This window comes from Mycoplana azooxidifex (assembly GCF_014196765.1).
Lineage (GTDB): Bacteria > Pseudomonadota > Alphaproteobacteria > Rhizobiales > Rhizobiaceae > Mycoplana > Mycoplana azooxidifex.
Window position 1 is genome coordinate 158,602 of sequence record NZ_JACIEE010000001.1, and the last position, 24,147, is coordinate 182,748.

The 24,147-nt window shown below is 64.4% G+C and carries 29 protein-coding genes and 1 tRNA gene; 14 read left to right on the plus strand and 16 right to left on the minus strand.

All coding sequences use genetic code 11. The features are described 5' to 3' along the window. Window positions 1-137 precede the first annotated feature (137 nt). From GGQ64_RS00765 to GGQ64_RS00775, 4 genes are all read right to left on the minus strand, one after another. Window positions 138-725, minus strand: a complete 588-nt coding sequence (locus GGQ64_RS00765; protein ID WP_183797873.1) for a protein-S-isoprenylcysteine O-methyltransferase — start codon at window positions 723-725, stop codon at window positions 138-140. A 66-nt stretch (window positions 726-791) separates the two neighbouring features. Further along, the gene (locus GGQ64_RS00770; RefSeq protein WP_183797875.1) at window positions 792-1,376 is read right to left on the minus strand and encodes a hypothetical protein; all 585 of its coding nucleotides are present in this window, start codon (window positions 1,374-1,376) and stop codon (window positions 792-794) included. A 139-nt stretch (window positions 1,377-1,515) separates the two neighbouring features. Continuing rightward, window positions 1,516-1,644: an ABC transporter gene (locus GGQ64_RS27680; protein ID WP_246422222.1), complete on the minus strand. Its 129-nt coding sequence runs from the start codon at window positions 1,642-1,644 to the stop codon at window positions 1,516-1,518. A 312-nt stretch (window positions 1,645-1,956) separates the two neighbouring features. Beyond that, on the minus strand, window positions 1,957-2,553 hold the full coding sequence (locus tag GGQ64_RS00775; RefSeq protein ID WP_183797877.1) for a L,D-transpeptidase: 597 nt from the start codon (window positions 2,551-2,553) through the stop codon (window positions 1,957-1,959). A 226-nt stretch (window positions 2,554-2,779) separates the two neighbouring features. Here GGQ64_RS00775 and GGQ64_RS00780 point away from each other — a divergent pair, with 226 nt between their 5' ends. Continuing rightward, entirely contained in the window at window positions 2,780-3,535 is a 756-nt protein-coding gene (locus GGQ64_RS00780; RefSeq protein ID WP_183797879.1) for an SDR family NAD(P)-dependent oxidoreductase, read from the plus strand. A 41-nt stretch (window positions 3,536-3,576) separates the two neighbouring features. On the opposite strand, the gene GGQ64_RS00785 is transcribed toward GGQ64_RS00780, so the two are convergent. Together GGQ64_RS00785 and GGQ64_RS00790 are read right to left on the minus strand one after the other, a co-directional pair. Then, the gene (locus tag GGQ64_RS00785) at window positions 3,577-4,014 is read right to left on the minus strand and encodes a DUF1489 family protein (protein ID WP_183797881.1); all 438 of its coding nucleotides are present in this window, start codon (window positions 4,012-4,014) and stop codon (window positions 3,577-3,579) included. A gap of 68 nt (window positions 4,015-4,082) precedes the next feature. Beyond that, the gene (locus tag GGQ64_RS00790) at window positions 4,083-5,483 is read right to left on the minus strand and encodes an L-serine ammonia-lyase (RefSeq protein ID WP_183797883.1); all 1,401 of its coding nucleotides are present in this window, start codon (window positions 5,481-5,483) and stop codon (window positions 4,083-4,085) included. Window positions 5,484-6,136: 653 nt separating this feature from the next. On the opposite strand from GGQ64_RS00790, the gene GGQ64_RS00795 reads away from it, so the two are divergent. Then, window positions 6,137-6,826 carry a DUF599 domain-containing protein gene (locus GGQ64_RS00795; RefSeq protein WP_183797885.1) on the plus strand — a complete coding sequence of 230 codons (690 nt, stop codon included), beginning with the start codon at window positions 6,137-6,139 and terminating at the stop codon, window positions 6,824-6,826. Between the two features lie 104 nt (window positions 6,827-6,930). After that, window positions 6,931-7,962, plus strand: a complete 1,032-nt coding sequence (locus GGQ64_RS00800; RefSeq protein ID WP_183797887.1) for a heparan-alpha-glucosaminide N-acetyltransferase — start codon at window positions 6,931-6,933, stop codon at window positions 7,960-7,962. Between the two features lie 7 nt (window positions 7,963-7,969). Here GGQ64_RS00800 and GGQ64_RS00805 read toward each other — a convergent pair whose 3' ends face one another. Further along, complete coding sequence (locus GGQ64_RS00805) at window positions 7,970-8,356, minus strand: MerR family transcriptional regulator (protein WP_183797889.1); 387 nt, start codon at window positions 8,354-8,356, stop codon at window positions 7,970-7,972. 67 nt (window positions 8,357-8,423) lie between these two features. Beyond that, entirely contained in the window at window positions 8,424-9,854 is a 1,431-nt protein-coding gene (gene mgtE, locus GGQ64_RS00810) for a magnesium transporter (RefSeq protein ID WP_183797891.1), read from the minus strand. A gap of 338 nt (window positions 9,855-10,192) precedes the next feature. Here mgtE and GGQ64_RS00815 point away from each other — a divergent pair, with 338 nt between their 5' ends. The 3 genes from GGQ64_RS00815 (at window position 10,193) to GGQ64_RS00825 (ending at window position 12,860) form a co-directional block, all read left to right on the plus strand. Next, a complete protein-coding gene (locus tag GGQ64_RS00815) occupies window positions 10,193-10,687 on the plus strand; it encodes a peptide deformylase (RefSeq protein ID WP_183797893.1) in 495 nt (164 codons plus the stop codon). Between the two features lie 580 nt (window positions 10,688-11,267). Beyond that, window positions 11,268-11,951, plus strand: a complete 684-nt coding sequence (locus GGQ64_RS00820; RefSeq protein ID WP_246422224.1) for a phytanoyl-CoA dioxygenase family protein — start codon at window positions 11,268-11,270, stop codon at window positions 11,949-11,951. Between the two features lie 303 nt (window positions 11,952-12,254). Then, complete coding sequence (locus tag GGQ64_RS00825) at window positions 12,255-12,860, plus strand: methyltransferase domain-containing protein (protein WP_183797897.1); 606 nt, start codon at window positions 12,255-12,257, stop codon at window positions 12,858-12,860. 123 nt (window positions 12,861-12,983) lie between these two features. Here the strand turns inward: GGQ64_RS00825 and GGQ64_RS00830 are convergent. Beyond that, window positions 12,984-13,068: transfer RNA gene (locus GGQ64_RS00830), tRNA-Leu, on the minus strand. Window positions 13,069-13,261: 193 nt separating this feature from the next. On the opposite strand from GGQ64_RS00830, the gene lipB reads away from it, so the two are divergent. Next, window positions 13,262-13,990, plus strand: a complete 729-nt coding sequence (gene lipB / locus GGQ64_RS00835; protein WP_183797899.1) for a lipoyl(octanoyl) transferase LipB — start codon at window positions 13,262-13,264, stop codon at window positions 13,988-13,990. A 183-nt stretch (window positions 13,991-14,173) separates the two neighbouring features. On the opposite strand, the gene GGQ64_RS00840 is transcribed toward lipB, so the two are convergent. Continuing rightward, window positions 14,174-15,118: a DMT family transporter gene (locus tag GGQ64_RS00840; protein ID WP_183797901.1), complete on the minus strand. Its 945-nt coding sequence runs from the start codon at window positions 15,116-15,118 to the stop codon at window positions 14,174-14,176. Between the two features lie 216 nt (window positions 15,119-15,334). On the opposite strand from GGQ64_RS00840, the gene GGQ64_RS00845 reads away from it, so the two are divergent. The 7 genes from GGQ64_RS00845 to sugE all read left to right on the plus strand — a co-directional run bounded on the left by GGQ64_RS00845 (window position 15,335) and on the right by sugE (window position 19,926). Continuing rightward, entirely contained in the window at window positions 15,335-15,748 is a 414-nt protein-coding gene (locus GGQ64_RS00845) for a helix-turn-helix domain-containing protein (protein ID WP_183797903.1), read from the plus strand. A gap of 94 nt (window positions 15,749-15,842) precedes the next feature. Then, window positions 15,843-16,970, plus strand: a complete 1,128-nt coding sequence (locus GGQ64_RS00850) for an S-(hydroxymethyl)glutathione dehydrogenase/class III alcohol dehydrogenase (protein WP_183797905.1) — start codon at window positions 15,843-15,845, stop codon at window positions 16,968-16,970. Beyond that, complete coding sequence (locus GGQ64_RS00855; protein WP_246422226.1) at window positions 16,967-17,440, plus strand: GNAT family N-acetyltransferase; 474 nt, start codon at window positions 16,967-16,969, stop codon at window positions 17,438-17,440. Before GGQ64_RS00850 ends, GGQ64_RS00855 begins: the two co-directional genes overlap by 4 nt. Before the next feature lie 23 nt (window positions 17,441-17,463). Continuing rightward, window positions 17,464-17,919, plus strand: coding sequence for a YaiI/YqxD family protein (locus GGQ64_RS00860; RefSeq protein ID WP_183797907.1), 456 nt, complete (start codon window positions 17,464-17,466; stop codon window positions 17,917-17,919). Next, on the plus strand, window positions 17,916-18,581 hold the full coding sequence (locus GGQ64_RS00865; RefSeq protein WP_183797909.1) for a DUF1345 domain-containing protein: 666 nt from the start codon (window positions 17,916-17,918) through the stop codon (window positions 18,579-18,581). Before GGQ64_RS00860 ends, GGQ64_RS00865 begins: the two co-directional genes overlap by 4 nt. A gap of 26 nt (window positions 18,582-18,607) precedes the next feature. Continuing rightward, on the plus strand, window positions 18,608-19,441 hold the full coding sequence (gene fghA / locus GGQ64_RS00870; RefSeq protein ID WP_183797911.1) for an S-formylglutathione hydrolase: 834 nt from the start codon (window positions 18,608-18,610) through the stop codon (window positions 19,439-19,441). A 170-nt stretch (window positions 19,442-19,611) separates the two neighbouring features. Then, on the plus strand, window positions 19,612-19,926 hold the full coding sequence (gene sugE / locus GGQ64_RS00875) for a quaternary ammonium compound efflux SMR transporter SugE (protein WP_183797913.1): 315 nt from the start codon (window positions 19,612-19,614) through the stop codon (window positions 19,924-19,926). A 7-nt stretch (window positions 19,927-19,933) separates the two neighbouring features. On the opposite strand, the gene GGQ64_RS00880 is transcribed toward sugE, so the two are convergent. From GGQ64_RS00880 to GGQ64_RS00905, 6 genes are all read right to left on the minus strand, one after another. After that, on the minus strand, window positions 19,934-20,326 hold the full coding sequence (locus GGQ64_RS00880; protein WP_183797915.1) for a DoxX family protein: 393 nt from the start codon (window positions 20,324-20,326) through the stop codon (window positions 19,934-19,936). Between the two features lie 167 nt (window positions 20,327-20,493). Then, window positions 20,494-21,162 (minus strand): hypothetical protein, encoded by a 669-nt coding sequence (locus GGQ64_RS00885; RefSeq protein WP_183797917.1) that lies wholly within the window; start codon window positions 21,160-21,162, stop codon window positions 20,494-20,496. Window positions 21,163-21,303: 141 nt separating this feature from the next. Next, on the minus strand, window positions 21,304-22,092 hold the full coding sequence (locus GGQ64_RS00890; protein ID WP_183797919.1) for an ATP12 family chaperone protein: 789 nt from the start codon (window positions 22,090-22,092) through the stop codon (window positions 21,304-21,306). Continuing rightward, window positions 22,085-22,750 (minus strand): HAD-IA family hydrolase, encoded by a 666-nt coding sequence (locus GGQ64_RS00895; RefSeq protein WP_183797921.1) that lies wholly within the window; start codon window positions 22,748-22,750, stop codon window positions 22,085-22,087. The genes GGQ64_RS00890 and GGQ64_RS00895 overlap by 8 nt, the downstream gene beginning before the upstream one ends. Beyond that, window positions 22,750-23,742 carry an RluA family pseudouridine synthase gene (locus GGQ64_RS00900; RefSeq protein WP_183797923.1) on the minus strand — a complete coding sequence of 331 codons (993 nt, stop codon included), beginning with the start codon at window positions 23,740-23,742 and terminating at the stop codon, window positions 22,750-22,752. Before GGQ64_RS00900 ends, GGQ64_RS00895 begins: the two co-directional genes overlap by 1 nt. A gap of 69 nt (window positions 23,743-23,811) precedes the next feature. Further along, window positions 23,812-24,048 (minus strand): Lrp/AsnC ligand binding domain-containing protein, encoded by a 237-nt coding sequence (locus GGQ64_RS00905; RefSeq protein ID WP_183797925.1) that lies wholly within the window; start codon window positions 24,046-24,048, stop codon window positions 23,812-23,814. Between the last annotated feature and the right edge of the window lie 99 nt (window positions 24,049-24,147).

A 24,147-nucleotide genomic window follows, 5' to 3' on the forward strand; every position in this document is an offset into this window, starting at 1 on the left:
TTCCTCCGAAACCTCGCGCATGTTCACCTGCGCCTGTGAACCATGTTGTTGATGAAAGTGCCTGGTTCGGCGATCACGACATGGTGGAAATACTCACCCGGAGCGCGGCAAACGACCCTGAAAGCTCGCGGCACGCCCTAATAGACAAACGGTATGATTCGCTTCGTCCTGTCCATGTAGTCCCGGTAGTCGGTGCCGAAGGTGTCGAGCATCATCCGCTCTTCCCTGTCCACCCGCAGGAAGAACAGAGCTGCGAATCCCGCGAGCCCTGCCAGTCCTACGAACCAGTTGGCCAGCAGCAGCGCCTGCCCCACCGCCATCATCAGGAACGAGGTATACATCGGATGGCGAACGAGCGAATAGGGGCCGCCGGATATCAGTTTGTGCTTGTCGCGGATCTCGAGCGTGATCGACCAGTTCTTGCCGAGTTCCTTGTGCGTCCTCCGGAAGAGCCAGACGGCGGCGAAGAACAGGGCGGCGCCGAGCACAACCCGGAAAGCACCGGCCGGATAGTCGGCGGATGCCGGAAAGCCGGTGGCGACATAAATCGCCGGCACCAGTCCCATGCCGAGCATCGCAGCACCCAGGCCGCACATGTCGACCGGCGACCGGCGGTTCAGCACGACCTGCGTCCGCCGCGCCCGCCGCTCGAACGGATAGCGGATGACGTACCAGGCGATCCCGCCCAGCGCCCACAGGACCGCCCCCAGGGTAGCGACAGACATGCCCATGCCGTTCACCGCAAGCCCTCATCCGGCCGCGGCGTCGACGTCTCCCGATAGGTCATGGTCTTATCCCCCATTCATCTCACGAAGCTTCGTGATGAACTGCTGCGGCCGGAGCCAGATCGCCGGTGCCTTGTAGCCCATGGAACGGGCGATCTCCGCCACGAAGGCGTTGCAGTTGTAGACGGAAGCCTGCCAGACCTTGGACTTCGCCTGCAGTTGCCGGATGAAGGCCACCGTCTTGCGGTACTCCGCCTCGGTCAGCATAACACGCCAGCTTGCCGACCTGTACTGTTCTTCCAGGTCGCCGTCGCTGGCGCCGGTCTCTGCCGGCACGGGAACGATATGGCCAAGCACGTAGGGGGCGGGGTCGTTCGAAGCCGGTGCGAGGCCAGCGACCTCCTGGGTAACCGGCCGGCCGCCCTTCCCCATCTGGCCGAAAACCACATAGGAATGACCGTAGGTGAGCGCATATCGCGATCGGAATTCGATGAAATAGCGCGCCGCGCTCCGGTTGGATTCCGGCGTGCCCGCATAGCCGCGATATTCGGATGTGTAGCGGGGGAGTGGTGGCTTGTCCTCCGATTGGCAGGAGGCGAGGGCCAGGGAAAAGAGGATCAAAAGCGATGCATGGCTCTTGCCCAGCGTCATGAATACGCTCCGTCGCATGCCACGTATGTCGTAGGCCTGCACTGTATCTGAGATTGCCTTATGCGCTCCGAGCCGGAACGCGCATTTCGAGCTGGACGGGGAAGCACCGCAAGGCGCCTCCCCGGACCAAGGTCAGTCTTTACTTATAGACCGGAGCCGGCTGTTCGACCGGAGGTGGAGCCTTGCCCTTGCCCTTGCCAACGGTGTCACACGCGGTGAGACCGGCAACGGAAAGCACTGCTACTGCCACAATGAAAAGTCTGCTCATCCAGATGTCCTCTCCTTGATTCGGAATAGGTTTTTCGAAGGCAACGCACTAGTAATAGCCGCAAAAACAACAAAGGCATAGTGCAGAAACACCACAAAGTTAATTCGCAGGAAGAGCGGCCAAGATCAGATTTTTCAACAGCTTGTAGCAATTGCGTGATGAGCCTGGGCTGTACCCGCCGTTTGCGCGGGGAGGCATGTCCGCAAGCGACGATATTCGCTCCGGCGAATCGAATTCTTGCAGGATCGCCCCCTGGCAGGCGGGCGCAGGATCACCGGCGCGAACATCTGTTCCGCGGGCGCCGGGCGGCCGTCAGATGATGACGACCTTCGCCCCGACGGGGGTCCGGCTGTAGAGATGCACGATGTCGTCGTTCGTCAGCCGCACGCAGCCGTTCGAGACGGCCCGCCCGATCGACCAGGGCTCGTTGGTACCGTGCAGCCGGAACAGGGTGTCCTGGCCGCCCCGATAGAGATAGAGCGCGGCTGCACCCAGCGGATTGTTGGGTCCGCCCTCGACGCCGCCTGCATATTGCGCCAGATGCGGCTTCCTGCGGATCATCGACGCCGTCGGCGTCCAGGATGGCCACTCCGCCTTGCGGCCGACGCTCGCCTCGCCCTTGAGCGTAAGCCCCTCCTCACCGACGGCAACGCCGTAGCGCGTCGCCTGCCCGCCGCCCTCGACATGGTAGAGGTAGCGCTCATAGGTGTTGACGACGATCGTACCCGGCTGCTCGTAGCCGTCATAGGCCACGGTCTTGCGGCGATACTGGCGGTCGACGCGATAGCTGGAATAGTCCGAAGGCATGTAGCGGGAGTATATCGAACGGCAGCCGGAGGCGCCGGTTGCCACAAGGCCGAGGCTGGCGAGCAGCAGGGCCCGGCGGCTGGAAACGAAGTCTTTTTTCATGAGCACCTGTCAGCGATCAGACCAACCCTTGCGGCTAGACTTAGCATCACGGTGCCGATTGGCCAAGCCTCGCAGCAAGAAGGATTGCCGGAACTCATGCGCCACGATCCGCATTACAGCGACGCAGGGTGCTTTCCACACCGCACCTCCGGCCGGGGACGAAATGGCTTGCTTCCGTTAGCGGCCTCTGTTCGACTGGGTAAAAACAATGGATGGGAGGGAAACGATGACCTCTGGTTTTTCCGGAAAAGTGGCGCTCGTCACGGGCGGCGGATCGGGAATCGGTGCGGCCGTCTGCCGGCGCCTCGCTTCAGATGGGGTGCAGGTCGTCGTCGCCGACATCGATTCGGACGCGGCCCGCAAGGTCACGGCCGCGATTCGCGAAGACGGCGGCGAGGCGCGGGATGTCGCCGTCGACGTCACCGATGCGCAAGCGGTTGAGCGGCTTGTGGAATTTGCCGTTTCCAACTGTGGCGGGCTCCATCTTGCGGTCAACAACGCCGGCTTCCAGGGCAGCCTCGCGATGACGGCGGACTACCCGCTCGACAGTTGGCGCAAGCTTATCGACGTGAACCTCAACAGCGTCTTCTATTCGATGAAGTACGAGATCAACGCCATGCTGGCCGCAGGCGGCGGGGCCATCGTCAACATGGCTTCCGTGCTCGGCTGCGTCGGCCTGCCGGCGACCGCGGCCTATACGGCCGCCAAGCACGGCGTGGTCGGCCTGACCAAGGTCGCGGCGATCGAGTATGCGCGGCACGGCGTGCGCATCAATGCGGTCGCCCCCGGCTGGATCGAGACGCCGCTCCTGTCGGAGCATGCCAAGCTCGCCGCCAACAAGCGGCTGGAGGCGCTGCAGCCGATGGGCCGCCGCGGCACGCCGGAAGAGGTCGCAGCCCTCGTCAGCTTCCTCCTCTCCGACCAGGCGAGCTTCATCACCGGCAGTTGCCACCTCGTGGACGGCGCCTACACAGCACATTGACCGGGTGATGCACCGAGCGGAGCCCCGGCCAGCCTGAACATCTAGAGCAGACCGAGTTCGGCGAGTTCGCGGCGAAGGTCCATCGGCAGTTCGGCGCCATCCGCCCCGAGGCTCTTGAGGTCGCGCGGCGCTTCCTCGTCCTTCAGGTAGCGCCAGCCCTGGAAGGCGCGCTTCGGCTGGAATTCCGTCTCAATGACTTCCGGCCCGAGCACCAGTTCGCAGCGGCCGATCCCGTCGGCGTCGGTGAAGGTCTTCAGGTCGATCAGCCGCTGCCGCGCCTGCACCTGTCCCTTGATCACCCAGTAGAGCGAACCGCCGTCCAGCAACTCCTCGGCGCGCTTCGGCACCATCCGGGTCGTATGGCTCGAGCTCGGCTCGAGCCCGGCAGCCATTGCCACCAGCGCTCGCCTGGAAACCCATTCGCGCAGGTCCTCGATCGAGTCCGCGCCGACACAAAGCTTGATGAGATGCAGGGCCATGGCCCCTTCAACGCCTTTCCGCGGCCGGCGTCAAGCCGGAGGAAACTGCTCCACAGCCGCAGCCGCCGTCAACATTCGACGACGTTGACGGCGAGGCCGCCGGTGGAAGTTTCCTTGTATTTCTCGTTCATGTCCACGCCCGTCTGGCGCATGGTCTCGATGCAGGCGTCGAGCGGGACGAAGTGGGCACCGTCGCCCTTGAGGGCCAGCGAGGCGGCCGTCACAGCCTTCACCGCACCCAGCGCATTGCGCTCGATGCAGGGGACCTGGACCAGGCCCGCCACCGGATCGCACGTCATGCCGAGATGGTGCTCCAGGGCGATTTCGGCCGCGTTCTCGATCTGCTCCGGCGTGCCGCCCATGACGGCGGCAAGTCCTGCAGCGGCCATGGCCGATGCCGAACCCACCTCGCCCTGACAGCCGACTTCGGCGCCGGAGATGGAGGCGTTATGCTTGATGATGCCGCCGATCGCGGCTGCGGTCAGCATGTAGTCGCGAATGCCTTCGGCGTCGGCGTCCTCGTGGAAATGCAGGTAGTAGCGGATCGTCGCCGGCACGACGCCGGCCGCGCCGTTGGTCGGAGACGTGACGACCCGACCGCCCGCGGCGTTCTCCTCGTTGACCGCCATCGCATAGACGCTGAGCCAGTCGTTTGCCAGAAGCGGATTGGACTTGTTCGAGCGCCATTCGGCATGCAGCTTGTCGTGGATCATGCGGGCGCGGCGCTTCACCTTCAGCCCGCCGGGCATGATGCCCTCGCCCTGCAGCCCGCGGTCGATGCAACTCGTCATGGCGGTCCAGATCGCGTCGAGGCCGGCATCGAGTTCGGCGCGCGACATCGCCGTCTCCTCGTTCGCCCGCTTCATCTGGGCGATCGTCAGGCCGGAGCGCTGCGCCATCTCCAGCATCTCGCTGGCGGTCGCAAACGGAAACGGCACCTTGCGCTCGCCTGCCTGCGCCTTGGTGGCGCGCATCGCCTCCAGCTCCGTGTCCGTGACGACGAAACCGCCGCCGACCGAATAGTAGATGCGCTTCAGCAACTGCCTGCCGTCGCGATCATAGGCGGAAAAGGTCATGCCGTTGGCATGGCCGGGCAACGGCGTCTTCTTGTCGAACCCGAGGTCGTGCTTGGGCTGGAAGGCATAGGACGGATGACCGGGCGGCGTGATCCGGCCGGTGCGCTCGACCTCGGCGATGATGTCGTCCATCCGGTCGGGATCGACCAGGTTGGGACGCTCTCCCATCAGCCCGAGGATGACGGCACGGTCGGAGCCGTGGCCGACGCCGGTGAAGGCGAGCGAACCGTGCAGGCTCATCCTGATCGCCGCGACGGCAGCACCGGTCGGGCGCGGCCAGTCCGAAGACAGGATCAGGTCGAGGAAGCGATTGGCCGCCGACATCGGTCCCATCGTATGGGAACTGGAGGGGCCGATACCGATCTTGAAGACGTCGAAGACGGAAAGAAACATGCCGTGGACCTGCCGAAACCATGGGCCGCGTCGCAGCCCGAATTCACCTGTAAGATGGCGACGACAGGTGCGGACGGCAATATGTGAAACCTTCAGGAAAGCTACGCGATCGCATGAAGAGTCCAAGGCGGCGACCCGACATCCGTTACTGCGCCTGCGACATCGCCCCAGCAGGGCACGTCGAACGCCAGGGGCCCCACAAAAAAGGCGCGCCGGAGATCGGCGCGCCCTTCTGGTCTCTATCAGTGAACTCTCTCAGTTGCCGCCGAAGAGGTACACGAGGCCGAGAAAGCCTGCAAAACCGAGAACCATGCGGAACGTAAGGCCCCAGCAGGCCTTCTGAACGGAACTTTCCATGATTTCCCCAAAATGGTGAAAGACATGTCGTGTGGTGCCTATCGCCCCGCCGACGGCCCCTCATTAGTGAAGGAATGATGAAAAGGCAATGCGGGAAAATGGCGAAAGCATGGCAAGTGCACAACGGCGGTATTTTAGCAGTATTGCATTTTATTTAAAATCAAAAGGTTACCCTTCGGAGGCATGTGTCGGTTGCATGCCTGCCCGCCACACAATAGCCGGCAATATGAAAATTGCTGCCCATGCAGCCCGGCACCGGTTTGCAAAATGCGCAAACCGTGGCAAATCACAGACCCATGACCATCGCCGATCCGATCGCTTTCGCCATCTTCATCCTGCTGTGGCTGGCCTATGCCAGGACCACGGACAACCGGCGCTTCCGCAACCGCGTGAGTCTGACGCGGGCGATGAATGCCCAGCGCGCCGCCTGGATCCGCAATGCGATGCGCCGCGACCTGCGCATGATCGACACACAGATCATGGCGGGCCTGCAGAACGGCACCGCATTCTTCGCCTCCACCTCGATCCTGGCACTCGGCGGATGCTTCGCCCTGCTCGGCGCCACCGAACAGGTCTTCATGATCTTCGGCGACCTGCCGCTGGTGTTCCAGGCGGGGCGCGCGGGCTTCGAACTGAAGGTCGGCGGGCTGGCCTGCATCTTCGGCTATGCCTTCTTCAAGTTCGGCTGGTCCTACCGGCTGTTCAACTACTGCACCATTCTTCTCGGCGCCGTGCCCATGGCGGGCGACATCCACAAGGACCCGGCCGCAGCCGACCTCGCCGCAGACAAGGTCATCCGTATGAACATCCTCGCCGCCAGCCATTTCAATGCCGGGCTGCGGGCGATCTTCCTGTCGATCGGCTACCTCGGCTGGTTCGTCAGCCCCTATCTCCTCATGATCACCACCGCCCTCATCATCTTCGTTCTCATTCGCCGGCAGTTCTATTCCGAGGCGCGCCAAACCGTGCTCGAACAGGCCGACTGAATTCGGTAAAGGCCAACCGATACCGGTTGCGACGGGTCATTCCGTGGTCTAGCCATGCACCCTAGCCAGAACCCGCGTGAACAGGCATCCATAACCGAGCACTCATGACCGATCGACTGACGCCCGCCCCCACCGAACAGACACCGGCCGCGACGACATCGCCTGCGGGCGCCGTTCCCGCCCGGCGACTCGCCTGGCTCGATGCGGCGCGGGGGCTGGCGCTGGTCGCCATGGCGATCTACCACTTCAGCTGGGATCTCGACTATTTCGGCTATATCGCCCAGGGCACCGCGGCCACCGGGGGCTTTAGGATCTTTGCCCGCCTGATCGCCGGCAGCTTCATCTTCCTGGCCGGATTCGGCCTCGTCCTCGGCCATCGCAACGCAATCCGCTGGCGCCCGTTCTGGATCCGGCTGGCGAAGATCGTCCTTGCCGCGCTTACGATCACGGTCGCGACCTATTTCATCTTCCCGACCGGCTTCATCTTCTTCGGCATCTTGCACCTGATCGCGGCGGCGAGCCTGCTCGGCCTGCTGTTCCTGCGCCTGCCGGTCGCAATCGTGCTGCTGTGTGCGGCCGCAGCCTTCGCAGCGCCGCATTTTCTTCGCAGCGCCCTCTTCGACTTGCCGGCGCTCTGGTGGGTCGGCCTGTCGCTGACGCCGCCGCGGTCGAACGACTATGTGCCGCTCCTGCCCTGGTTCGGCGCGTTCCTCCTGGGGATGGTCGCTGCGCGGCTCTACGTGAAATGGGCAAAGCCCCTGCCCGCCGCACCGGGCCGGTTCTCCGAAAGCCGGGCCGTATCGCTGCTGGCGACGGCCGGCAGGCATAGCCTGGCGATCTATCTCATCCACCAGCCCGTGCTGATCGCGCTCGTCTATCTCTATTCGCAGGTCGCGCCGCCGCCGGCGCGCGATCCGGTCGAAAGCTATCGCGGCAGCTGCGTCGCAGCCTGCAGCAGGGACACCGACGCGGGTTTCTGCCGCACGTTCTGCGATTGCACGCTGGACCAGTTGGTGCAGAAGAACCTGTTCGATGCGCTGAACCAGGGCACGGTCAACATGACCGACGCCCGGATCGCCGCGATCTCGCAGCAATGCACCGCCGAGGCCTACTCGACGGTCCCGCCCGGCGGATGAGAGAGCGTCAGGTGCCGACGCCGATTTCGGCCAGCCGCGTCAGGCAGGCTTCCTCGACATTGTCGAGCTCCGCCAGGGTTTCGTCGATGTCGCGCCGCTTCTGGCGCAGGTCGTCGCGCTTGACGCTGACCTTCTGCATGAGAAGCTGCAATTGGCCCATCTCGCCGGGAGGATCCTTGTAGACCTCGATGATCTCGCGAATTTCTGAAATGGTGAAGCCGATGCGGCGCCCGCGCAGGATTTCCTTGATCAGGTGCCGGTCCGCCGGCCGGAACAGGCGGGTGCGCCCGCGACGCTCGGGATGGATGAGCCCCTCGTCCTCGTAGAAGCGCAGCGTCCGGGTGGAGACGCCGAATTCGCGCGTCAGCTCTGTTATGGTGTAGTACTTGTTCACGCCGGCTCCGAAAGTTTCAGTTCGGGGCAATTTTATTTACTTTTACGTGAAAGTCAATTTTAGCGGTTCACCCGATCGAGAACCACCAGGTCGCGAGCCCGAGAAACGAGAAGAATCCGGTCGTATCGGTCACGGCGGTCACGAACACTGCGGAGGACACCGCGGGATCCGCGCCCACCTTGTCGAGCACCAGCGGAATCAGGATCCCCGCCAGCGCTGCGGCCATCATGTTAATCAGCATCGCCGTCGCGATGATCCCGCCGATGTTCGGATCCTGGAACCAGAGCCCGGCGACGCAGCCGATCAGGGTGCCGCACAACATGCCGTTGAGGAGGCCGACGCCCGCCTCGCGGCGCACGACGCGCCAGGCGTTGTGAATATCGAGATTGCGCGTGGCGAGCGCGCGCACGGTCACCGTCATCGTCTGCGAGCCGGCGTTCCCGCCCATGCCGGCAACGATGGGCATCAGGATCGCCAGCGCCACGATCTCCTCGATCGTCGCCTCGAACAGCGAGATGACGGACGCGGCGAGCGAGGCGGTGAAGAGGTTGACGAGCAGCCAGGGCACGCGCGAGCGCGAGGTCTCGAGCACCGTGTCCGATAGTTCTTCATCGCCAACGCCGCCGAGGCGCATCAGGTCTTCCTCGGCCTCTTCCTGGATGACGTCGACCATGTCGTCGATCGTCAGCACACCGACGAGGCGGCCGTTCTCGTCGACGACGGCGGCCGAAAGAAGGTCGTACTGCTCGAAGACCTGCGCCGCCTCCTCCTGGTCCATCAGCGCCGGGATGGGATGGCTGGTCTGGCGCATGACCGTCTCGACCTTGACGTCGCGCTTGGAGCGCAGCACGCGGTCGAGCTCGACGACGCCGAGCAGGCGGAAGGTCGGGTCGATCACGAAAATCTCGGTAAAGCTTTCGGGAAGATCGTCGTCCTCGCGCATGTAGTCGATCGTCTGGCCGATCGTCCAGAACGGCGGCACGGCGACGAATTCCGAGCGCATGCGGCGGCCGGCCGTGCTTTCCGGATAGCCGAGCGAGCGGCGCAGCCGCACGCGTTCGGTAAACGGCAGCTTGGCAAGGATCTCCTCGCGGTCCTCCTGGTCGAGATCCTCCAGGATGTAGACGGCATCGTCCGAATCCATCTCGCCGATCGCGGCCGCGATCTGCTCGTTCGGCAGGTGCTCGACGATGTCGAGACGGATCGCCTCGTCGACCTCGGTCAGCGCCGCAAGGTCGAAATCCGCACCGAGAAGCGAGACGAGCGCACGGCGCTGGTCCGGCTGGATCGCCTCCAGCAGGTCGCCCATTTCCGATTCGTGCAGATGGGCGACGTGACGGCGCAGGAACAGGATATCGCGATCGGCGACCGCGGCCCCGACCTGCATGAGGAAGTCGCTGCGAACGGAACCGTCCGGTGCGTAGATGTCGTCAACATCGGCGGCGTGCGCCTCGGCAGGGCGGGCGCGCTCGCGATCGTCTTCGCCGGTGTCCGTCATCCGAGCCGCTCCTACGAAATGCGTGCCCCGGCACCGCGCCAGCCTGAAACGCGAACGGGACGGGAAAATGGGATCTGCGCCGCCTTGCCGGCAAACAGGGAGAGAGCATCCCTGCAGCCGGTTCCGTGCTAGCCGAAAGCATTGACATGGTCCACAGCGCGCTCAGCAATTCCGGGCGTGTTCGCGGCAAAATTCTGCGACTGTTGCCGATGGCCCAAACCCCGTCCGCACGGTATCGCCTGCAGCATTGGTGCCCGCCCGGGGCGCGGCCGAGACCGGGGCTTCCCAATTGCCGGCCAGCCCGCTACTTCGGTCGCAGACAAACCGGGGGAACCTGCATGCCAATACGCCCGATCCTTCGCTTTCCCGACGCACGGCTGCGCGCCCGCTGCGCAACCGTGACGCAGTTCGACGACGCGCTCCAGGCGCTGGCGAACGACCTTGCCGAGACGATGCGCGCAGCTCCCGGCATCGGCATCACCGCCGCCCATGTCGGCGAACTGCTGCGGCTGGCGGTGATCGAACTCGACGGGCCGACCTCGACACGCATCTACGTCAACCCCGAGATCGCGTGGTTCTCCGGGGAAACCCGCCGGCACGTCGAGGGCAGCGTGTCGATGCCGGGCCTGACCGAGGAAGTCGAACGCCCGGCAAGGATCAGGATCAGCTACCAGTCTCTCTCGGGCGATCATCTGACCGAGGAAGCCGACGACCTCCTGTCCGTCTGCCTCCAACACGAGATCGACCAGATGGACGGCATCTTCTGGATCGACCGGCTGTCGCGTCTGAAGCGCGAGCGCATCGTCAAGAAGTTCCGCAAGCTGCATCCCTGAGCGTCGGGAAGAGACCAGCCGGCCGCTTCGATTCTCGATGTCAGTTTAGATTTTTAGCAAAACTACTGATATCTATTACTTACTGCCAATTCATCCTGCAAGTTCACGGCCGCGCTGCTCACATCGACCGGCAAGCACGCAAGCGGTCGGCGAAGATGGTGCCAGGCCCGGACTGTCCGGCTAATCCGGCATCCCGCCCCTACGTCAAAATCCCGGGGACTACCTCCAGGTGTACAACTCCTGATCGAGGCCGTGCATATGACCGGGGCCTGCGGGCAGAATGCAACCTACGCACTAAGACGAATCCCGCCTACGACCATTGTTCGGTTAGACGCGACTGACCTTTGTGCGCAGAAAATATATTCTTTCTTTGTCAAGTATTGCCCCCGCTTCAAGAGGTGAACTCATGAACATGGCAGGCGTTGTAAACAGAGTCATGGCCCACGATTTGTCTTATGTGCTCGGGCGATTTCGCACCGTTCGCAGCGCCTACGGATCCGTCCGTCGTGCACTGGAATCTATACAGCCGGCATCCCGCGCCATATCGCGGAATGCTTCAACCCTCTTTCCCGATGCCGACGTGAACGGCATCATCCGCGCTATTCGCGAGGAGGCCGTGTTCATCGGCCTCGACCTGCCGCCCAAAAGCATCGAGGCGATCAAGGCCTTTGCGCTGACGGAGCCCCTGCATGCGATCTACGATCCGAAGGGGCCGACCTTCCGCTATGCGGACGTCTCGAACGGCGTGGCGGCCGACGGGCGGAAGATGCCGATCGGTGGCATTGCCGATCCGGCCCGCTGCCCCGAGGTTCGGGAGATCATCAACGATCCCGTCCTGCGCGCGATCATTCGCGGCTACCTCGGACACGAGCCGCGCAAGATAACGACGATCCTCGACTGGAGCTTCGGCTCCTCGATGAGCGACGAGGAGCGGCGCCAGCTGAAGCATCACGTCATCGACTATCACTACGACGTCGGCGGCTTCGATTTCCTCTACGCCAGCTTCTACATCACCGACACCGATCGCCATTCCGGCGCCCATGTCATGATCAAGCGTTCGCACAAGAGCAAGCCGCTCAGGATGCTGCTGGGCTCCGCCCGTGCGAGCCAGGAGGCCGTCTACAAGGAATTCGGACGCGAGAACGAACTCGTCATCGAGGGGCCGGCCGGAACCGGCTTCGTCGAGGACACCTCCTGTTATCACCGCGCATCCCCGCCCACCCGCAGCGATCGGTTGATGCTGGCAATTCGCTTCATCAATTGAGACCCGCCGATCGCCGCAGCACGCCTACGGGAGATGCGGACTTCTACGGAAGATGCGGACTGGCAGATCCTGCGCGAGCAACCTGCCTGCGATCGACCTGATCGAACCGCAAGGCCGGTGGCGGGCATGCCCCGGTGTCGCAAGGGCAGGACCGGATCGCGCGCGTACGGCCCGGCCTGTCGCAGGCCCAAGTGACGGCCTGTCTTTGGCTGGCTGCCGCCTTCTCCCGGCGGATGCGATCGCACACGAAAGGTGATATCGTCACCCCATCATGAGACTACCGGCGCCCGTTGAGGACATCACATGGCGAAGGGCTATTTCTCCAAGCGCAGGAATTTTCTCTACTACAGATACGTCGAACAGATCGTGTCTGTGCTGGCGTCCGACGCAAGGTCCTATCTCGATGTCGGCAGTTCCAATGCCGAGTACATCGAGCGTTTCCGCTGGATTCCCGTCCGCCACACGATCGACATCCGCCATCCCTATTCATCGCCGAATGTGGTCGGCTTCGAGCAGGACTTCTTCACCTTTCAACCGGAGGAGAAATATGACTTCGTGTCCTGCTTCCAGGTTCTCGAGCATATTCCCGACGCGACCGCCTTCGCGCAGCACCTGATGCAGATGGCGGACCGGGTGCTCGTATCCGTCCCCTTTCTGTGGCCGAAGGGCAGCTGCAGGCATCATGTGCACGACCCGGTCGATCTTGAGAAACTGAGCCGCTGGTTCGGCCGGACGCCCGACTACAGCATCGTCGTGGAGGAGCCGCTGCGCAAGCTTGCCAAGGGCCGGCGCCTGATCGCCTACTACCACAATGCCGGAGAGATGCCGACCTATGCCGATCTGCGCAAGAACCAGCGAAAGGCCACAACCCGTAAGTATCCCGCGGCGGCGGCAAAAACGGAAGCGTAGCCGGGGCGCAGAGAGCCATATCGGGCCGCCAACCAGCCTGCGCGAAAGCGCGCGCCTCCGCAAGGAGACAGCAAACTTCAAATCGCTGAATAAAAACAAAAAACCCGGCGTGAGCCGGGTTCTTGGTGCGGTCGAGAAGACTCGAACTTCCACGGGTTGCCCCACAGCGACCTCAACGCTGCGCGTCTACCAATTCCGCCACGACCGCATCGTGGTAGGTGCCGATTTGCGCCGGCGGGGCTGCATGTAGCAAAAGCCCTGTGGGTGCACAAGGCCATTGCAACAGAAATCTGACTGCAAAGACAACAATTTCAACAGCCCCTCCGAACGGGCGATTTCAGCCCTCAAAACCTTGCATCGGTCGGCCTATATTGGCAGAGAAGTGCCTGAAGGACCGCACCATGCAACGCGCAGAACTCGAAAGATCCATGCACGCCGCGAAAGGCTCGCCGCCGATCCGCTGGCGCATCGAATCCGGGCTCGTCCCCTACGACGTGGCCGTGGAGACGATGGAGCGCGAGGCCGCGGCCATTGCCACAGGCGAGGCCGACGAACTCGTCTGGCTGGTCGAGCATCCGCCGCTCTATACCGCCGGAACCAGCGCCGATGGTGCGGACCTGGTCGATCCGGATCGCTTTCCCGTGTTCCAGACCGGGCGCGGCGGCGAATACACCTATCATGGCCCGGGGCAAAGGGTCGTCTACGTCATGCTCGACCTGAAGCGACGGCGGCAGGACGTGCGGGCCTTCGTGGCCGCCCTCGAGGAGGTCGTCATCGAGACGCTGGCGCAGATGAACGTCAGGGGTGAGCGCCGCGAGGACCGCGTCGGCGTCTGGGTGCGGCGTCCGGAGCGCCCGCCCCTGCCCGACGGCTCGCCGGCCGAGGATAAGATCGCGGCGATCGGCATCCGCCTGCGCCGCTGGGTCAGCTTCCACGGCCTGTCGCTGAACGTTGATCCGGAGCTGGACCATTTCGGCGGCATCGTCCCCTGCGGCATTCGCGGCTACGGCGTCACCAGCCTCGTCGACCTCGGCCTTCCCGTCACGATGAGCGACGTCGACTTCCTCCTGAAGGGCGCTTTCGAGACGGTGTTCGGCCCAGTGGCCGAGCTTCCCCCGCACGGCCGGTAGTTCGCCCCACGACGCGGGCGCAATGGGCGAGGCGCTCCTGCCCCTGCGCCGTCACGTCGCTTACCTCAAGGGTGCGCAGGATCGGGTTTCCCGTCCTGTCCACATGCGATAGGCCTGCCGGACCCGGCCATCGCCGGTCCGCGTGCTGGAAAGGACGGAGTGGTGCCAGTCCGAACATCTGCCTCAATCCGGCGCAGCCGGACCGGCATTTCTCGCGGCCGTCCGCTCCCGCCAGATGATGAACAGGCCGGAGCCGACGATGATGGCGATGCCGACCCATTTCCAGAAATTGGGAAAATCGCCGAACAGGGCATAGCCGAGGATCGTCGCCGAAATGATCTCGAAATACTGGAATGGCGCCAGCAGCGAAAGCGGCGCCATCCGGAAGGCGCGCACGACCAGAAGGTGGGCATATCCGGAAAGCGAGCCGAGGATCAGCAGCAGTCCCAGCGCCAACGGCGTTTGCGGCAGCGACAGCTCGAAGTTCTGAAGCCCCGCGCCGTTTCCGACCGCAAGCGCGCCGGCCATGAACATCATGCCGCCGAAGCCGGAGATTGTCTGCATCGTCAGGGGGGAATCGCCCTCCCCGATCGCCCGGTTCAGGAACAGGTAGAGCGAATAGAGAAAGGCGCAGGCGACCGGCAGCAGCGCGGTCAGGCCGAAGATCGCAAAACTCGGCTGGATGACGATCAGCGCGCCTCCGAAGCCGACTGCGATCGCCAGCCATCGCCGCCAGCCGACACGTTCGCCGAGGAAGACGGCCGACATCGCCGTCAGCATGAACGGCTCGACGAAGTAGATGGCAAAGACGTCCGCGAGCGGCATGTACTTCACGGCGACGAAGAACAGGAGGCTCGCCGCCCCGTGCAGCACCCCGCGCAAGAGGTTCATCCATGGCCGCTTCGCCCGGAACGCATCGCGTCCCATCACCGTCAGCAGCAGCGGCAGCGTGCACACGAGCTGGAAGAAGAACCGGTAGAACGTCACCTGCCCCGGCGACATGCCCTCGTAGGTCGCCATGTACTTGGCGATCGCGTCCATGCCGGGAAGGATCGTCATGGCGAACGCCATCAACGCCATCCCCTGCATCGTGTGCTGCCTGAAATGTTCCGTCGTTGACGATTGCATGGATGAACCCTGGAGCGACGCGACGGGGCAACGTGTAGACGCAACCGGTGCCGGAATCGCGTGCGCGATTTTCGGTCTGTTTCAACAGCATCGCACGCCGCACGGTCAAGTGGTCCCGGGCGCTGCGGCGGGACGCGACGCAATTGGGGTAGCCAGGCGGCGCATCCATCCTTAGGGTCAGGACCTGAGGTTTCGCTGAAGAAAACGGAGGCCGTCATGGCAAAATCCGGTGACGACAACACCATCCCATTCCGCTCGCCCCGCGCCGATGGCGACACGCTCGGCGGCCGGATCTGGCGTGCGCGCGACGCGCTCGACCTGTCGCTCGGCGAACTTGCGGCACGGATGGGACTTCCGGAGGAGACAGTCGGCGACTGGGAGCGCGACCATGCCGAGCCGCGCACGCAGGCCCTGTTCATGCTGGCCGGCGTCCTTGGCGTGTCGCCGTCCTGGCTGATCGCCGGGATCGGCCAGGCGCCTTCCGAGACAGGCCCGGAGGCGTCCACCCATCCGCTTTTCGAGCGGCTGGAGGAGATCCGTCGCTTGCATATCCAGACCGGCGAGGCGATCGACGCGCTCGAGGCCGAGATCGCCCGGCTGGGCCTCCGCGGTCGTCGAAGCGACGATTGAACACGCCCGGCCTTGAGATGGACTTGAGTGCCCGCCCGGGCTCTGCAATGGTCCGCATCGAATCAGATTCCGTTGGAAGTTAAGGAGAGAGATCATGGACGTACGCGCCGCTGTCGCCGTTCAGGCTGGAAAGCCGCTGGAAGTCATGACCGTGCAACTCGAGGGCCCGCGGGCCGGCGAGGTGCTGGTCGAGGTCAAGGCCACCGGCATCTGCCACACCGATGATTTCACCCTCTCCGGCGCCGATCCGGAGGGCCTGTTCCCCGCCATCCTCGGCCACGAGGGCGCCGGCATCGTCGTCGACGTCGGCCCCGGCGTCACCTCCGTGAAGAAGGGCGACCACGTCATCCCGCTCTACACGCCGGAATGCCGCGAATGCTATTCCTGCCTGTCGCGCAAGACCAACCTCTGTACCTCGATCCGCGCCACCCAGGGCCAGGGCCTGATGCCGGACGGCACGAGCCGTTTCTCGATCGGCAAAGACAAGATCCACCACTACATGGGCTGCTCCACCTTCGCCAATTTCACCGTTCTGCCTGAAATCGCACTGGCCAAGGTCAACCCCGACGCGCCCTTCGACAAGATCTGCTACATCGGCTGCGGCGTCACCACCGGCATCGGTGCCGTCATCAACACCGCCAAGGTCGAGATCGGCTCCACGGCGATCGTCTTCGGTCTTGGCGGCATCGGGCTCAACGTTCTGCAGGGTCTTCGTCTGGCCGGCGCCGACATGATCATCGGCGTCGACCTCAACAACGACCGCAAGGAGTGGGGCGAGAAGTTCGGCATGACGCATTTCGTCAATCCGAAGGACGTCGGCGACGACATCGTGCCCTATCTGGTCAACATGACCAAGCGCAACGGCGACCTCATCGGCGGCGCGGACTACACCTTCGACTGCACCGGCAACACCAAGGTCATGCGCCAGGCGCTGGAGAGCTCGCATCGCGGCTGGGGCAAGTCGGTGATTATCGGCGTCGCCGGCGCGGGCCAGGAAATCTCCACCCGTCCGTTCCAGCTGGTCACCGGCCGCAACTGGATGGGCACGGCCTTCGGCGGCGCGCGTGGCCGCACCGACGTGCCGAAGATCGTCGACTGGTACATGGAGGGCAAGATCCAGATCGACCCGATGATCACCCACACCATGCCGCTCGAGGACATCAACAATGGCTTCGAGCTGATGCACAAGGGCGAGAGCATCCGCGGCGTGGTGGTCTATTGACAGCTTCACCCGCCTATACGGTCGACGTGCGGAGGCTGGAGGCGTTCTCCGCCGTCGATCTCTACGCAATGCTGAAGATGCGCGTCGACGTGTTCGTGGTGGAGCAGAGCTGCCCCTACCCCGAGCTCGACGGCAGAGATCCGGACTGCCAGCATCTGCGCCTGCTCGACGGCAAGGACCTGCTCGCCTGCGCAAGGCTCTGGCGCCCGGTGGCCGATGCGCATCCGCGGATCGGGCGCGTCGCCGTGTCGCCGGACCATCGCGGCAAGCGCCTGGGCGAGGCGCTGATGCGCGAGGCGATCACGGCCTGCGAGCGCCTTTACCCGAACGAGGCGATCGCGCTGTCCGCGCAGAGCCACTTGATGCACTTCTACGAAGCCTTTGGCTTTTCTCCGACTTCGGAGGAATATCTGGAAGACGGCATCCCGCATGTCGACATGCTGCGGCCGCCGTCGCCCGGAAACGCCTGAAGAACACCAGAAGCCAGTAAGCCATGATCTACGTCGATGCCGATGCCTGCCCGGTCAAGCCGGAAATCCTCAAGGTCGCCGAGCGCCACGGGATCGGGGTCACCTTCGTGGCCAATTCCGGGCTCAGGCCGTCGCGCGACCCGATGGTGAAGAACGTGATCGTCTCGGGAAGCTTCGACGCCGCCGACGACTGGATCGTCGAGCACGTTGAGCCCGCAGACATCGTCGTCACCGCCGACGTGCCGCTCGCAGGTAGGTGCGTGGGCAAGGATGCCTTCGTCACCGGGCCGACCGGGCGGATCTTCGACAAGACCAACATCGGCATGGCGAGCGCCATGCGCGACCTCGGCCAGCACCTGCGCGAGACCGGTGAAAGCAAGGGCTACAACGCCGCCTTTTCGCCGCGCGACCGCTCGGCCTTTCTCGAAACGCTCGACCGCTTGTGCCGCCGCGCGAAATCTTCGGGCGCAGCACAATGAGCACGCAGGCGGCAAAGACAACGGCGGGGCACAGCCGCCATCGCCCGTTCTACATTGCCGCCATCGTCGCCCTTCTGGTCCTGCCCGCGGCCCTCTGGCTGCGGATGCGGGTTGCAGCACAGCTGGGCGGCATCACCTTCTTCACGCTCTACCTGCTGATGATCGGACAGCGCCTGCCCTATCTCACCGGCGGCTACCTCAAGAAGCATGCCGTCGACACCGATACACCGGCACCGATCATCCTGCTGGTGACGGTCGGCGCCTTCGCCATCTCCCTCGCCTCCCTCTTCATCGTCCTCAACGAGGGCGACGTGGTCGAGCCACTGGACCTGATCCTCTCCTTCGCATCGGTGGTGCTCGGCTGGTTCACGATCCACACGATGGCCGCGGTCCACTATGCCCATGTCTACTGGCGCCCGCATGGCGGCAAGCCGCTGCAGCCCGAAGAGCGCGGGCTGGACTTCCCGCAGGCCGACATGCCCGGCATCTTCGATTTCCTCTACTTCGCCTTCGTCATAGGAATGACCGCGCAGACCTCGGACGTGGCCGTCACCACCACGCAGATGCGCAAGCTCAACCTCGTGCATGCGATCATTTCCTTCTTCTTCAACACCGTGCTCGTCGCAGCCGCCGTCAATGCGGCGGTGGCGCTTGCGTCGTGACCGCCACCACCTCGATGGAGTTTCCCATGAAAGTGCTATCCCAGAACCAGGCCTTCGGCGGCATGCAGGGCGTGTTCGCCCATGATTCGCTCGCCACCAATTGCGAGATGACCTTCGCCGTCTTCGTGCCGCCGAAGGCGGTCCAGGAGCCCTGCCCGGTCGTCTGGTATCTCTCCGGCCTGACCTGCACCCATGCCAACGTCATGGAAAAGGGCGAGTACCGCCGCATGGCCGCCGAGCTCGGCCTCATCGTCGTCTGCCCCGACACCAGCCCCCGCGGCAACGACGTACCGGACGAGCTGACCAACTGGCAGATGGGCAAGGGCGCGGGCTTCTACCTCGACGCCACCGAGAAGCCCTGGGCCGAACACTACCAGATGTACACCTACATCACCGAGGAACTGCCGGCCTTCGTCGCCCAGCATTTCCGCGTCGACATGGACCGCCAGGGCATCTTCGGCCACTCGATGGGCGGACATGGCGCCATGACGATCGCGCTGAAGAACCCGGACCGCTTCAGGAGCTGCTCCGCCTTCGCGCCCATCGTCGAGCCCTCGACCGCCGACTGGTCCTCCGGCTCGTTCGAGAAGTACCTCGGCCCCGACCGGGCCAACTGGCGGCAGTACGACGCCTGCGCGCTGGTGGAAGACGGCGCACGCTTCCCGGAGTTCCTGATCGACCAGGGCAAGGCTGACGGTTTCCTGGAAGATGGCCTTCGCCCCTGGCTGTTCGAGGAGGCGATCCAGGGCACCGGGATCGGCCTGACGCTGCGCATGCAGGAGCGCTACGACCACTCCTACTACTTCATCTCCACCTTCATGGACGGTCACCTGAAGTGGCACGCCGAGCGACTCGGCTGACGCACGCCGCACCGTTGCCGACGGAGCGCTCGCATGGCTGGTCTGCGCGGGCGCCTCTTGATTTTCGGGCCGTCTGTTGCGATATCGGGGGAAGGCAGACGACTGCCGCCGCTGAAAATCGGCGGTGACGACCGCGGGGACGGCCCCGCTCCTTTCAAATGGAGCAGGACATGTCCTGGACTTTGCTCGTACTCGCCGGCCTCTTTGAAATCGGCTGGGCGATTGGCCTGAAATACACCGAAGGCTTCACCAGACCGCTGCCCACTGCGCTGACCGTCGGCGCGATGGTGATCAGCATCGCCCTTCTCGGCCTTGCCGTCCGCCACCTGCCGATGGGGACCGCCTATGCCATCTGGACCGGCATCGGCACGGTCGGCACCGTCATCCTCGGCATCGTGCTCTTCGCCGAGCCGGTCACGGCCCTGCGCCTCGGCTGCATCGCCCTGATCGTCACCGGCATCATGGGCCTGAAGTTCGCGGCCTGATCCGATCTCAGCTTCGCCGGTTGTCGAGCGCGAACGCGCCCGGCCCGGCGAAGACGAGATAGAGGAAGATGAAGCAGAACGAGATCGCCGCATCGCCGCGATTGTTCACCGGCCAGAAGTCCATCGGCATGTGCGCCATGAAATAGGCCACCGCCATGAAGCCGCTGAGGACGAAGGCAGCAGGTCGCGTGAACAGGCCGATGAGGACCAGCCCCCCGCCGACGATTTCCAGCAGGCCCGCGACGCCGATCAGGAGCGTCAGTTCGCCGAACGGCTCGGCGGCCGGCGGAAAATTGAAGAACTTCTGCGTGCCGTGCTCGATGAACTGCAGCGCCGTCATGATCCTGAGCGCGGCAAGCGCCTGGGGTCGATAGAGCGACAGGCGTTCGGACATGGACATGTTCGTCTCCCTGCATGATGCGGCGATTCACCCGCCAGTGGCGGGATTATCGCGCCTCGCCGGCCCTGCAATCAAGTTCGCATTGGTCGGGATGTCGATCCGGCCGCAACATACCAGGGATGGTGCAACAGGCTCGCCTGTTGCACCCTGTGCGAATCACAGAATCGTCAGTTGCAGCTCGTGGTCGCCGTGACCACGCAGGGCGCGGGCGTCTTCGCGGCGCTGGCTTCCGTCTTCGGCTTGCGCACGCGCGGCTTGACTGTCAGCGCGGCTTCGCTCGGGATGATCACCGGATCGGCTGCCGGGCCGGAAGCCTGTTCTGCCGCCTGTGGGGCCGTTTTCTGACGGGCTGCGGGCTGCTGCTTCCGATAAGCCTTCGCGCTCCCCCGCGATCCGGCGGATACGGCCCTCACCGGCGCCAGGCTGTAGGTCACGGCGATGCGTTGCGAGATCGCGTTGGCAAGCGCCCTGTCGGCCGCCTTGCCCGTCATGAAGCTGTTGACGGTGAAGCGCTGGCTTTCGACCGGCGCCCCCGACCCGCCGCGAAGCAGCACGGTCACCTCTGCCGAGTTGCGGCCGGCCTGTGCGCCTGCGCCGCGGATCTCATTGGCGAGATGCACTTCCATCGCCACCTTCGGCAGCGCCACCGGCCGCCGTGTCGACCGAGCCGAGCGTTTCAGCTGCTGGCCCGTCAACGCCACCACGTCCTTTGAGACCGAACCGTCGCCGGCAACCGAAACCTTGCGGATATCCTTGAGCGTCCCGGCCTGGGCGGCAAGGCACATCGCCGCCATCGCAAGTGCGACGAGCGGCACGCGGAGAAAGGTCATCAGCATGAAATTGCATCCGTAATTCAATAGTTGCCGGGAAACCGAATCGGCCCGGCCCATGCCATCGCCATGACACGAACCGGAGCGCCGGGGCAACCCCGTGATGCAATCCATGGTAAATGTGACGGCCTGAGGACGCCGCGTGCCTTAGTGCGCGGTCGCGTCGCCGAATACCGCGGCTGCGACCTCGAGCTCCTGCCGGCGCAGTTCCCGGCGCCGGAACGCCTCCTCGTCCGTGCCCCACTGCTCGATCTGCCAGTCCTCATCGACATGGGCGAGTTTCCAGACAGTCTCGGCGTCCAGCCGGCCATGGGCGAAGGCGAGCGCCAGGATGGCCGAACCGGTCAGCGTGGTGACCGTGTGGATGCAGGAGAGTTCGAGCGGCGAGCGGAATTTTTCCAGCGCGGCGGCAAAGGCTGCTATCGCCTGCGACGGCTGCTCTTGGTGGATGACGCCTTCCGCCAGGATGAAGCGCGCGCCGAGCGCACCCGCCGCCCATTCGAGCACCGGATCCCATGCCTCCTGCTGGATCGCCACCAGCCGTTCCGGACTGTCGGCCCGGTAGCAGATCATGTCGGTGCCGGCGAAGCGGACGATCTCGTCCAGGACCGCATCCGCATTGTCGGCGACGCCGTCGAGTGCGGTGTTGACGAGGCGCGTCACCGGCATCTTTGCCGGGTCGATCACGTCTGCCTGCGCGTCCCATTCGGCCCTCAGCCGTTCGGCGAGGCCTGCCGAGGCCACGGCGAGCGGCCGCTTGGCCGGGGTGCGGACGGGACGGCCATCGAGCAGGACGGTCAAACCGCCCTCGCCCTCGCCGATCGAGACGTCCTTGTAGAACCGCTTCGGCAGCGGCCGCTTCATCTGGATCTGCGCCCGGCGTACCGGATCGGGATCGCTCATGGCATCGGAAAGATCTGTGAGAATGTCACGCATCGGCAAGTTCCAGCCATTGAAGCAGTTCGGCCGGCTCCCTGAGAATATGGTCCGCTCCCGCCTCGACGAGTTCGGGCACGCTGGCATAGCCCCAGGCGACACCGACGGCTCGCGCGCCGGCCGCCTTGGCCATCTGCATATCGTAGATCGCATCGCCGATGACAACCGTCCGGGCCGCATCGATGCCGGTCTCGGTGCAACATTCGCTGACCATGGCCGGATGCGGCTTGGACGGGCAGTCGTCGGCTGTGCGCGAAACGAGGAAGGTCTTCTCCAGACCGTGCGTCACCCGGATCGCATCGAGCCCGCGCCGGGATTTGCCCGTCACCGCGCCGATCAGCATGTCGCCCTCACGCTCGAGCCGGCGTATCAGCGGCTCGATCCCCGGAAACAGCGGCTCCTGGTAGCCCGGCTCCGCCCGCACGCCCATGAAGATCTCCTTGTAGCGCGCCGTCATCGCCAGCGCCTCCTCGTCCACATGCGCCTTGCCCCGCAGCCGGGCAATGGCGATGTCGAGGGTCAGGCCGATGATGCTCTTGGTGGCGGCAAGCTCGAGACGTGCATGCCCGAAATCCTCGAACGTACGCGCCATCACCTCGTGGATCAGATGCGCGCTGTCGACCAGCGTGCCGTCGCAATCGAACAGAACGAGCCGCATCACTCGTCCCCTTCCGCCGCCCGCTGGTCGAAACCGAAGACGTTCCAGGTCTGCACCATGTGCTGCGGCAGCGGCGCGGTCACGCGCAGGCGTCCGCCGGAAGGGTGCGGAATGTCGATATGGCGGGCATGCAGGTGCAGCCGGTTCTGTATGCCGCCCGGAAAGGTCCAGTTGGTGTCGTCATCGAAATACTTCGGGTCACCAAGGATCGGGTGGCCGATATGCGCGGCATGGACGCGCAGCTGGTGGGTCCGGCCGGTATAGGGCTCCATCTCCAGCCAGGCGAAGTTCTGCCCGGCCTGCTCGACGACGCGGTAGTAGGAGACCGCGTGATCGGCGCCGTCTTCGCCGTGCCTGGCGATGCGCATGCGGTCGCCGTCAGGCGTCTGCTCCTTGACGAGCCAGGTGGAGACCTTGTCGTCGCGCTTGCGCGGCACACCCTTGACGATCGCCCAGTAGGTCTTCTTCGTGTCGCGCTCGCGGAAAGCGGCCGTCAGCTTCTGCGCCGCGCCGCGCGTGCGGGCGATCACGAGCACGCCGGACGTGTCGCGGTCGAGACGGTGGACGAGGCGCGGCTTCTCGCCCTTCGGGCTGGTCCAGGCCTCCAGCATCTTGTCGATATGCCTGGTCACGCCGGAGCCGCCCTGCACGGCGATGCCGGCCGGCTTGTTCAGCACAAACACCTTGTCGTCCTCGTGCAGAAGCATGCGCGACAAAAGCTCGCCATCGGGAGAATGCTTCAGGTCGCGGCCGCCGATCGGGCCGGACTTGGTTTCCTTCGCGTCCACGTTCATCGGCGGGATGCGCACGGTCTGGCCCGGCTGCACGCGCATGTCGGTCTTGGCGCGGCCGCCATCGACGCGCACCTGGCCCGAGCGCAGCAATTTCTGAAGCTGGCCGAAGCCGAGCCCCGGATAGTGGACCTTGAACCAGCGGTCGAGCCGCATGCCCGCCTCGTCGTGGTCCACCTGCCTGTGTTCGATACCTGCCATCTTCGCCTTCTCTCTTTGGGCCGTGCTTTAGCGCATGTCCCGGCAAAGGGGAAGTTGCAGGGGCGCGGGTCAGAATGCCCGGAAGGTCAGCGTGGTCAGCGAACGGACGATGCCGGGGATCGAGGCGATGTGGTCGTTGATGAACTTGCCGATATCCTCCTCGGCCTCGACATAGACCTTCAGGAGCAGGTCGTATTCGCCGCTGGTGGAATAGAGTTCGGAGATCAGTTCGGTGGCGTAGAGTGCATCGGCGACCTCGTAGGTCTTGCCGGGAGCGCATTGCAGTTGCACGAATATCGGTTTCATCGGCTCACTCCGCGCGCCGCAACAAGCGGCGATTGTCCAGCCGGCCGGGCCCGGCCGTCATGTGCGGTCTTATGGCGGAGATCGCCTCCGCGACGCAAG

Bases quoted from the DNA above. Each gene is read 5' to 3' on its own strand.
- GGQ64_RS00765 (WP_183797873.1), bottom strand. From the start codon at position 725: ATGTCTGTCGCTACCCTGGGGGCGGTCCTGTGGGCGCTGGGCGGGATC.
- GGQ64_RS00770 (WP_183797875.1), bottom strand. From the start codon at position 1,376: ATGACGCTGGGCAAGAGCCATGCATCGCTTTTGATCCTCTTTTCCCTG.
- GGQ64_RS27680 (WP_246422222.1), bottom strand. From the start codon at position 1,644: ATGAGCAGACTTTTCATTGTGGCAGTAGCAGTGCTTTCCGTTGCCGGT.
- GGQ64_RS00775 (WP_183797877.1), bottom strand. From the start codon at position 2,553: ATGAAAAAAGACTTCGTTTCCAGCCGCCGGGCCCTGCTGCTCGCCAGC.
- GGQ64_RS00780 (WP_183797879.1), top strand. From the start codon at position 2,780: ATGACCTCTGGTTTTTCCGGAAAAGTGGCGCTCGTCACGGGCGGCGGA.
- GGQ64_RS00785 (WP_183797881.1), bottom strand. From the start codon at position 4,014: ATGGCCCTGCATCTCATCAAGCTTTGTGTCGGCGCGGACTCGATCGAG.
- GGQ64_RS00790 (WP_183797883.1), bottom strand. From the start codon at position 5,483: ATGTTTCTTTCCGTCTTCGACGTCTTCAAGATCGGTATCGGCCCCTCC.
- GGQ64_RS00795 (WP_183797885.1), top strand. From the start codon at position 6,137: ATGACCATCGCCGATCCGATCGCTTTCGCCATCTTCATCCTGCTGTGG.
- GGQ64_RS00800 (WP_183797887.1), top strand. From the start codon at position 6,931: ATGACCGATCGACTGACGCCCGCCCCCACCGAACAGACACCGGCCGCG.
- mgtE (WP_183797891.1), bottom strand. From the start codon at position 9,854: ATGACGGACACCGGCGAAGACGATCGCGAGCGCGCCCGCCCTGCCGAG.
- GGQ64_RS00815 (WP_183797893.1), top strand. From the start codon at position 10,193: ATGCCAATACGCCCGATCCTTCGCTTTCCCGACGCACGGCTGCGCGCC.
- GGQ64_RS00825 (WP_183797897.1), top strand. From the start codon at position 12,255: ATGGCGAAGGGCTATTTCTCCAAGCGCAGGAATTTTCTCTACTACAGA.
- lipB (WP_183797899.1), top strand. From the start codon at position 13,262: ATGCAACGCGCAGAACTCGAAAGATCCATGCACGCCGCGAAAGGCTCG.
- GGQ64_RS00840 (WP_183797901.1), bottom strand. From the start codon at position 15,118: ATGCAATCGTCAACGACGGAACATTTCAGGCAGCACACGATGCAGGGG.
- GGQ64_RS00845 (WP_183797903.1), top strand. From the start codon at position 15,335: ATGGCAAAATCCGGTGACGACAACACCATCCCATTCCGCTCGCCCCGC.
- GGQ64_RS00850 (WP_183797905.1), top strand. From the start codon at position 15,843: ATGGACGTACGCGCCGCTGTCGCCGTTCAGGCTGGAAAGCCGCTGGAA.
- GGQ64_RS00860 (WP_183797907.1), top strand. From the start codon at position 17,464: ATGATCTACGTCGATGCCGATGCCTGCCCGGTCAAGCCGGAAATCCTC.
- GGQ64_RS00865 (WP_183797909.1), top strand. From the start codon at position 17,916: ATGAGCACGCAGGCGGCAAAGACAACGGCGGGGCACAGCCGCCATCGC.
- fghA (WP_183797911.1), top strand. From the start codon at position 18,608: ATGAAAGTGCTATCCCAGAACCAGGCCTTCGGCGGCATGCAGGGCGTG.
- sugE (WP_183797913.1), top strand. From the start codon at position 19,612: ATGTCCTGGACTTTGCTCGTACTCGCCGGCCTCTTTGAAATCGGCTGG.
- GGQ64_RS00880 (WP_183797915.1), bottom strand. From the start codon at position 20,326: ATGTCCATGTCCGAACGCCTGTCGCTCTATCGACCCCAGGCGCTTGCC.
- GGQ64_RS00885 (WP_183797917.1), bottom strand. From the start codon at position 21,162: ATGCTGATGACCTTTCTCCGCGTGCCGCTCGTCGCACTTGCGATGGCG.
- GGQ64_RS00890 (WP_183797919.1), bottom strand. From the start codon at position 22,092: ATGCGTGACATTCTCACAGATCTTTCCGATGCCATGAGCGATCCCGAT.
- GGQ64_RS00895 (WP_183797921.1), bottom strand. From the start codon at position 22,750: ATGCGGCTCGTTCTGTTCGATTGCGACGGCACGCTGGTCGACAGCGCG.
- GGQ64_RS00900 (WP_183797923.1), bottom strand. From the start codon at position 23,742: ATGGCAGGTATCGAACACAGGCAGGTGGACCACGACGAGGCGGGCATG.
- GGQ64_RS00905 (WP_183797925.1), bottom strand. From the start codon at position 24,048: ATGAAACCGATATTCGTGCAACTGCAATGCGCTCCCGGCAAGACCTAC.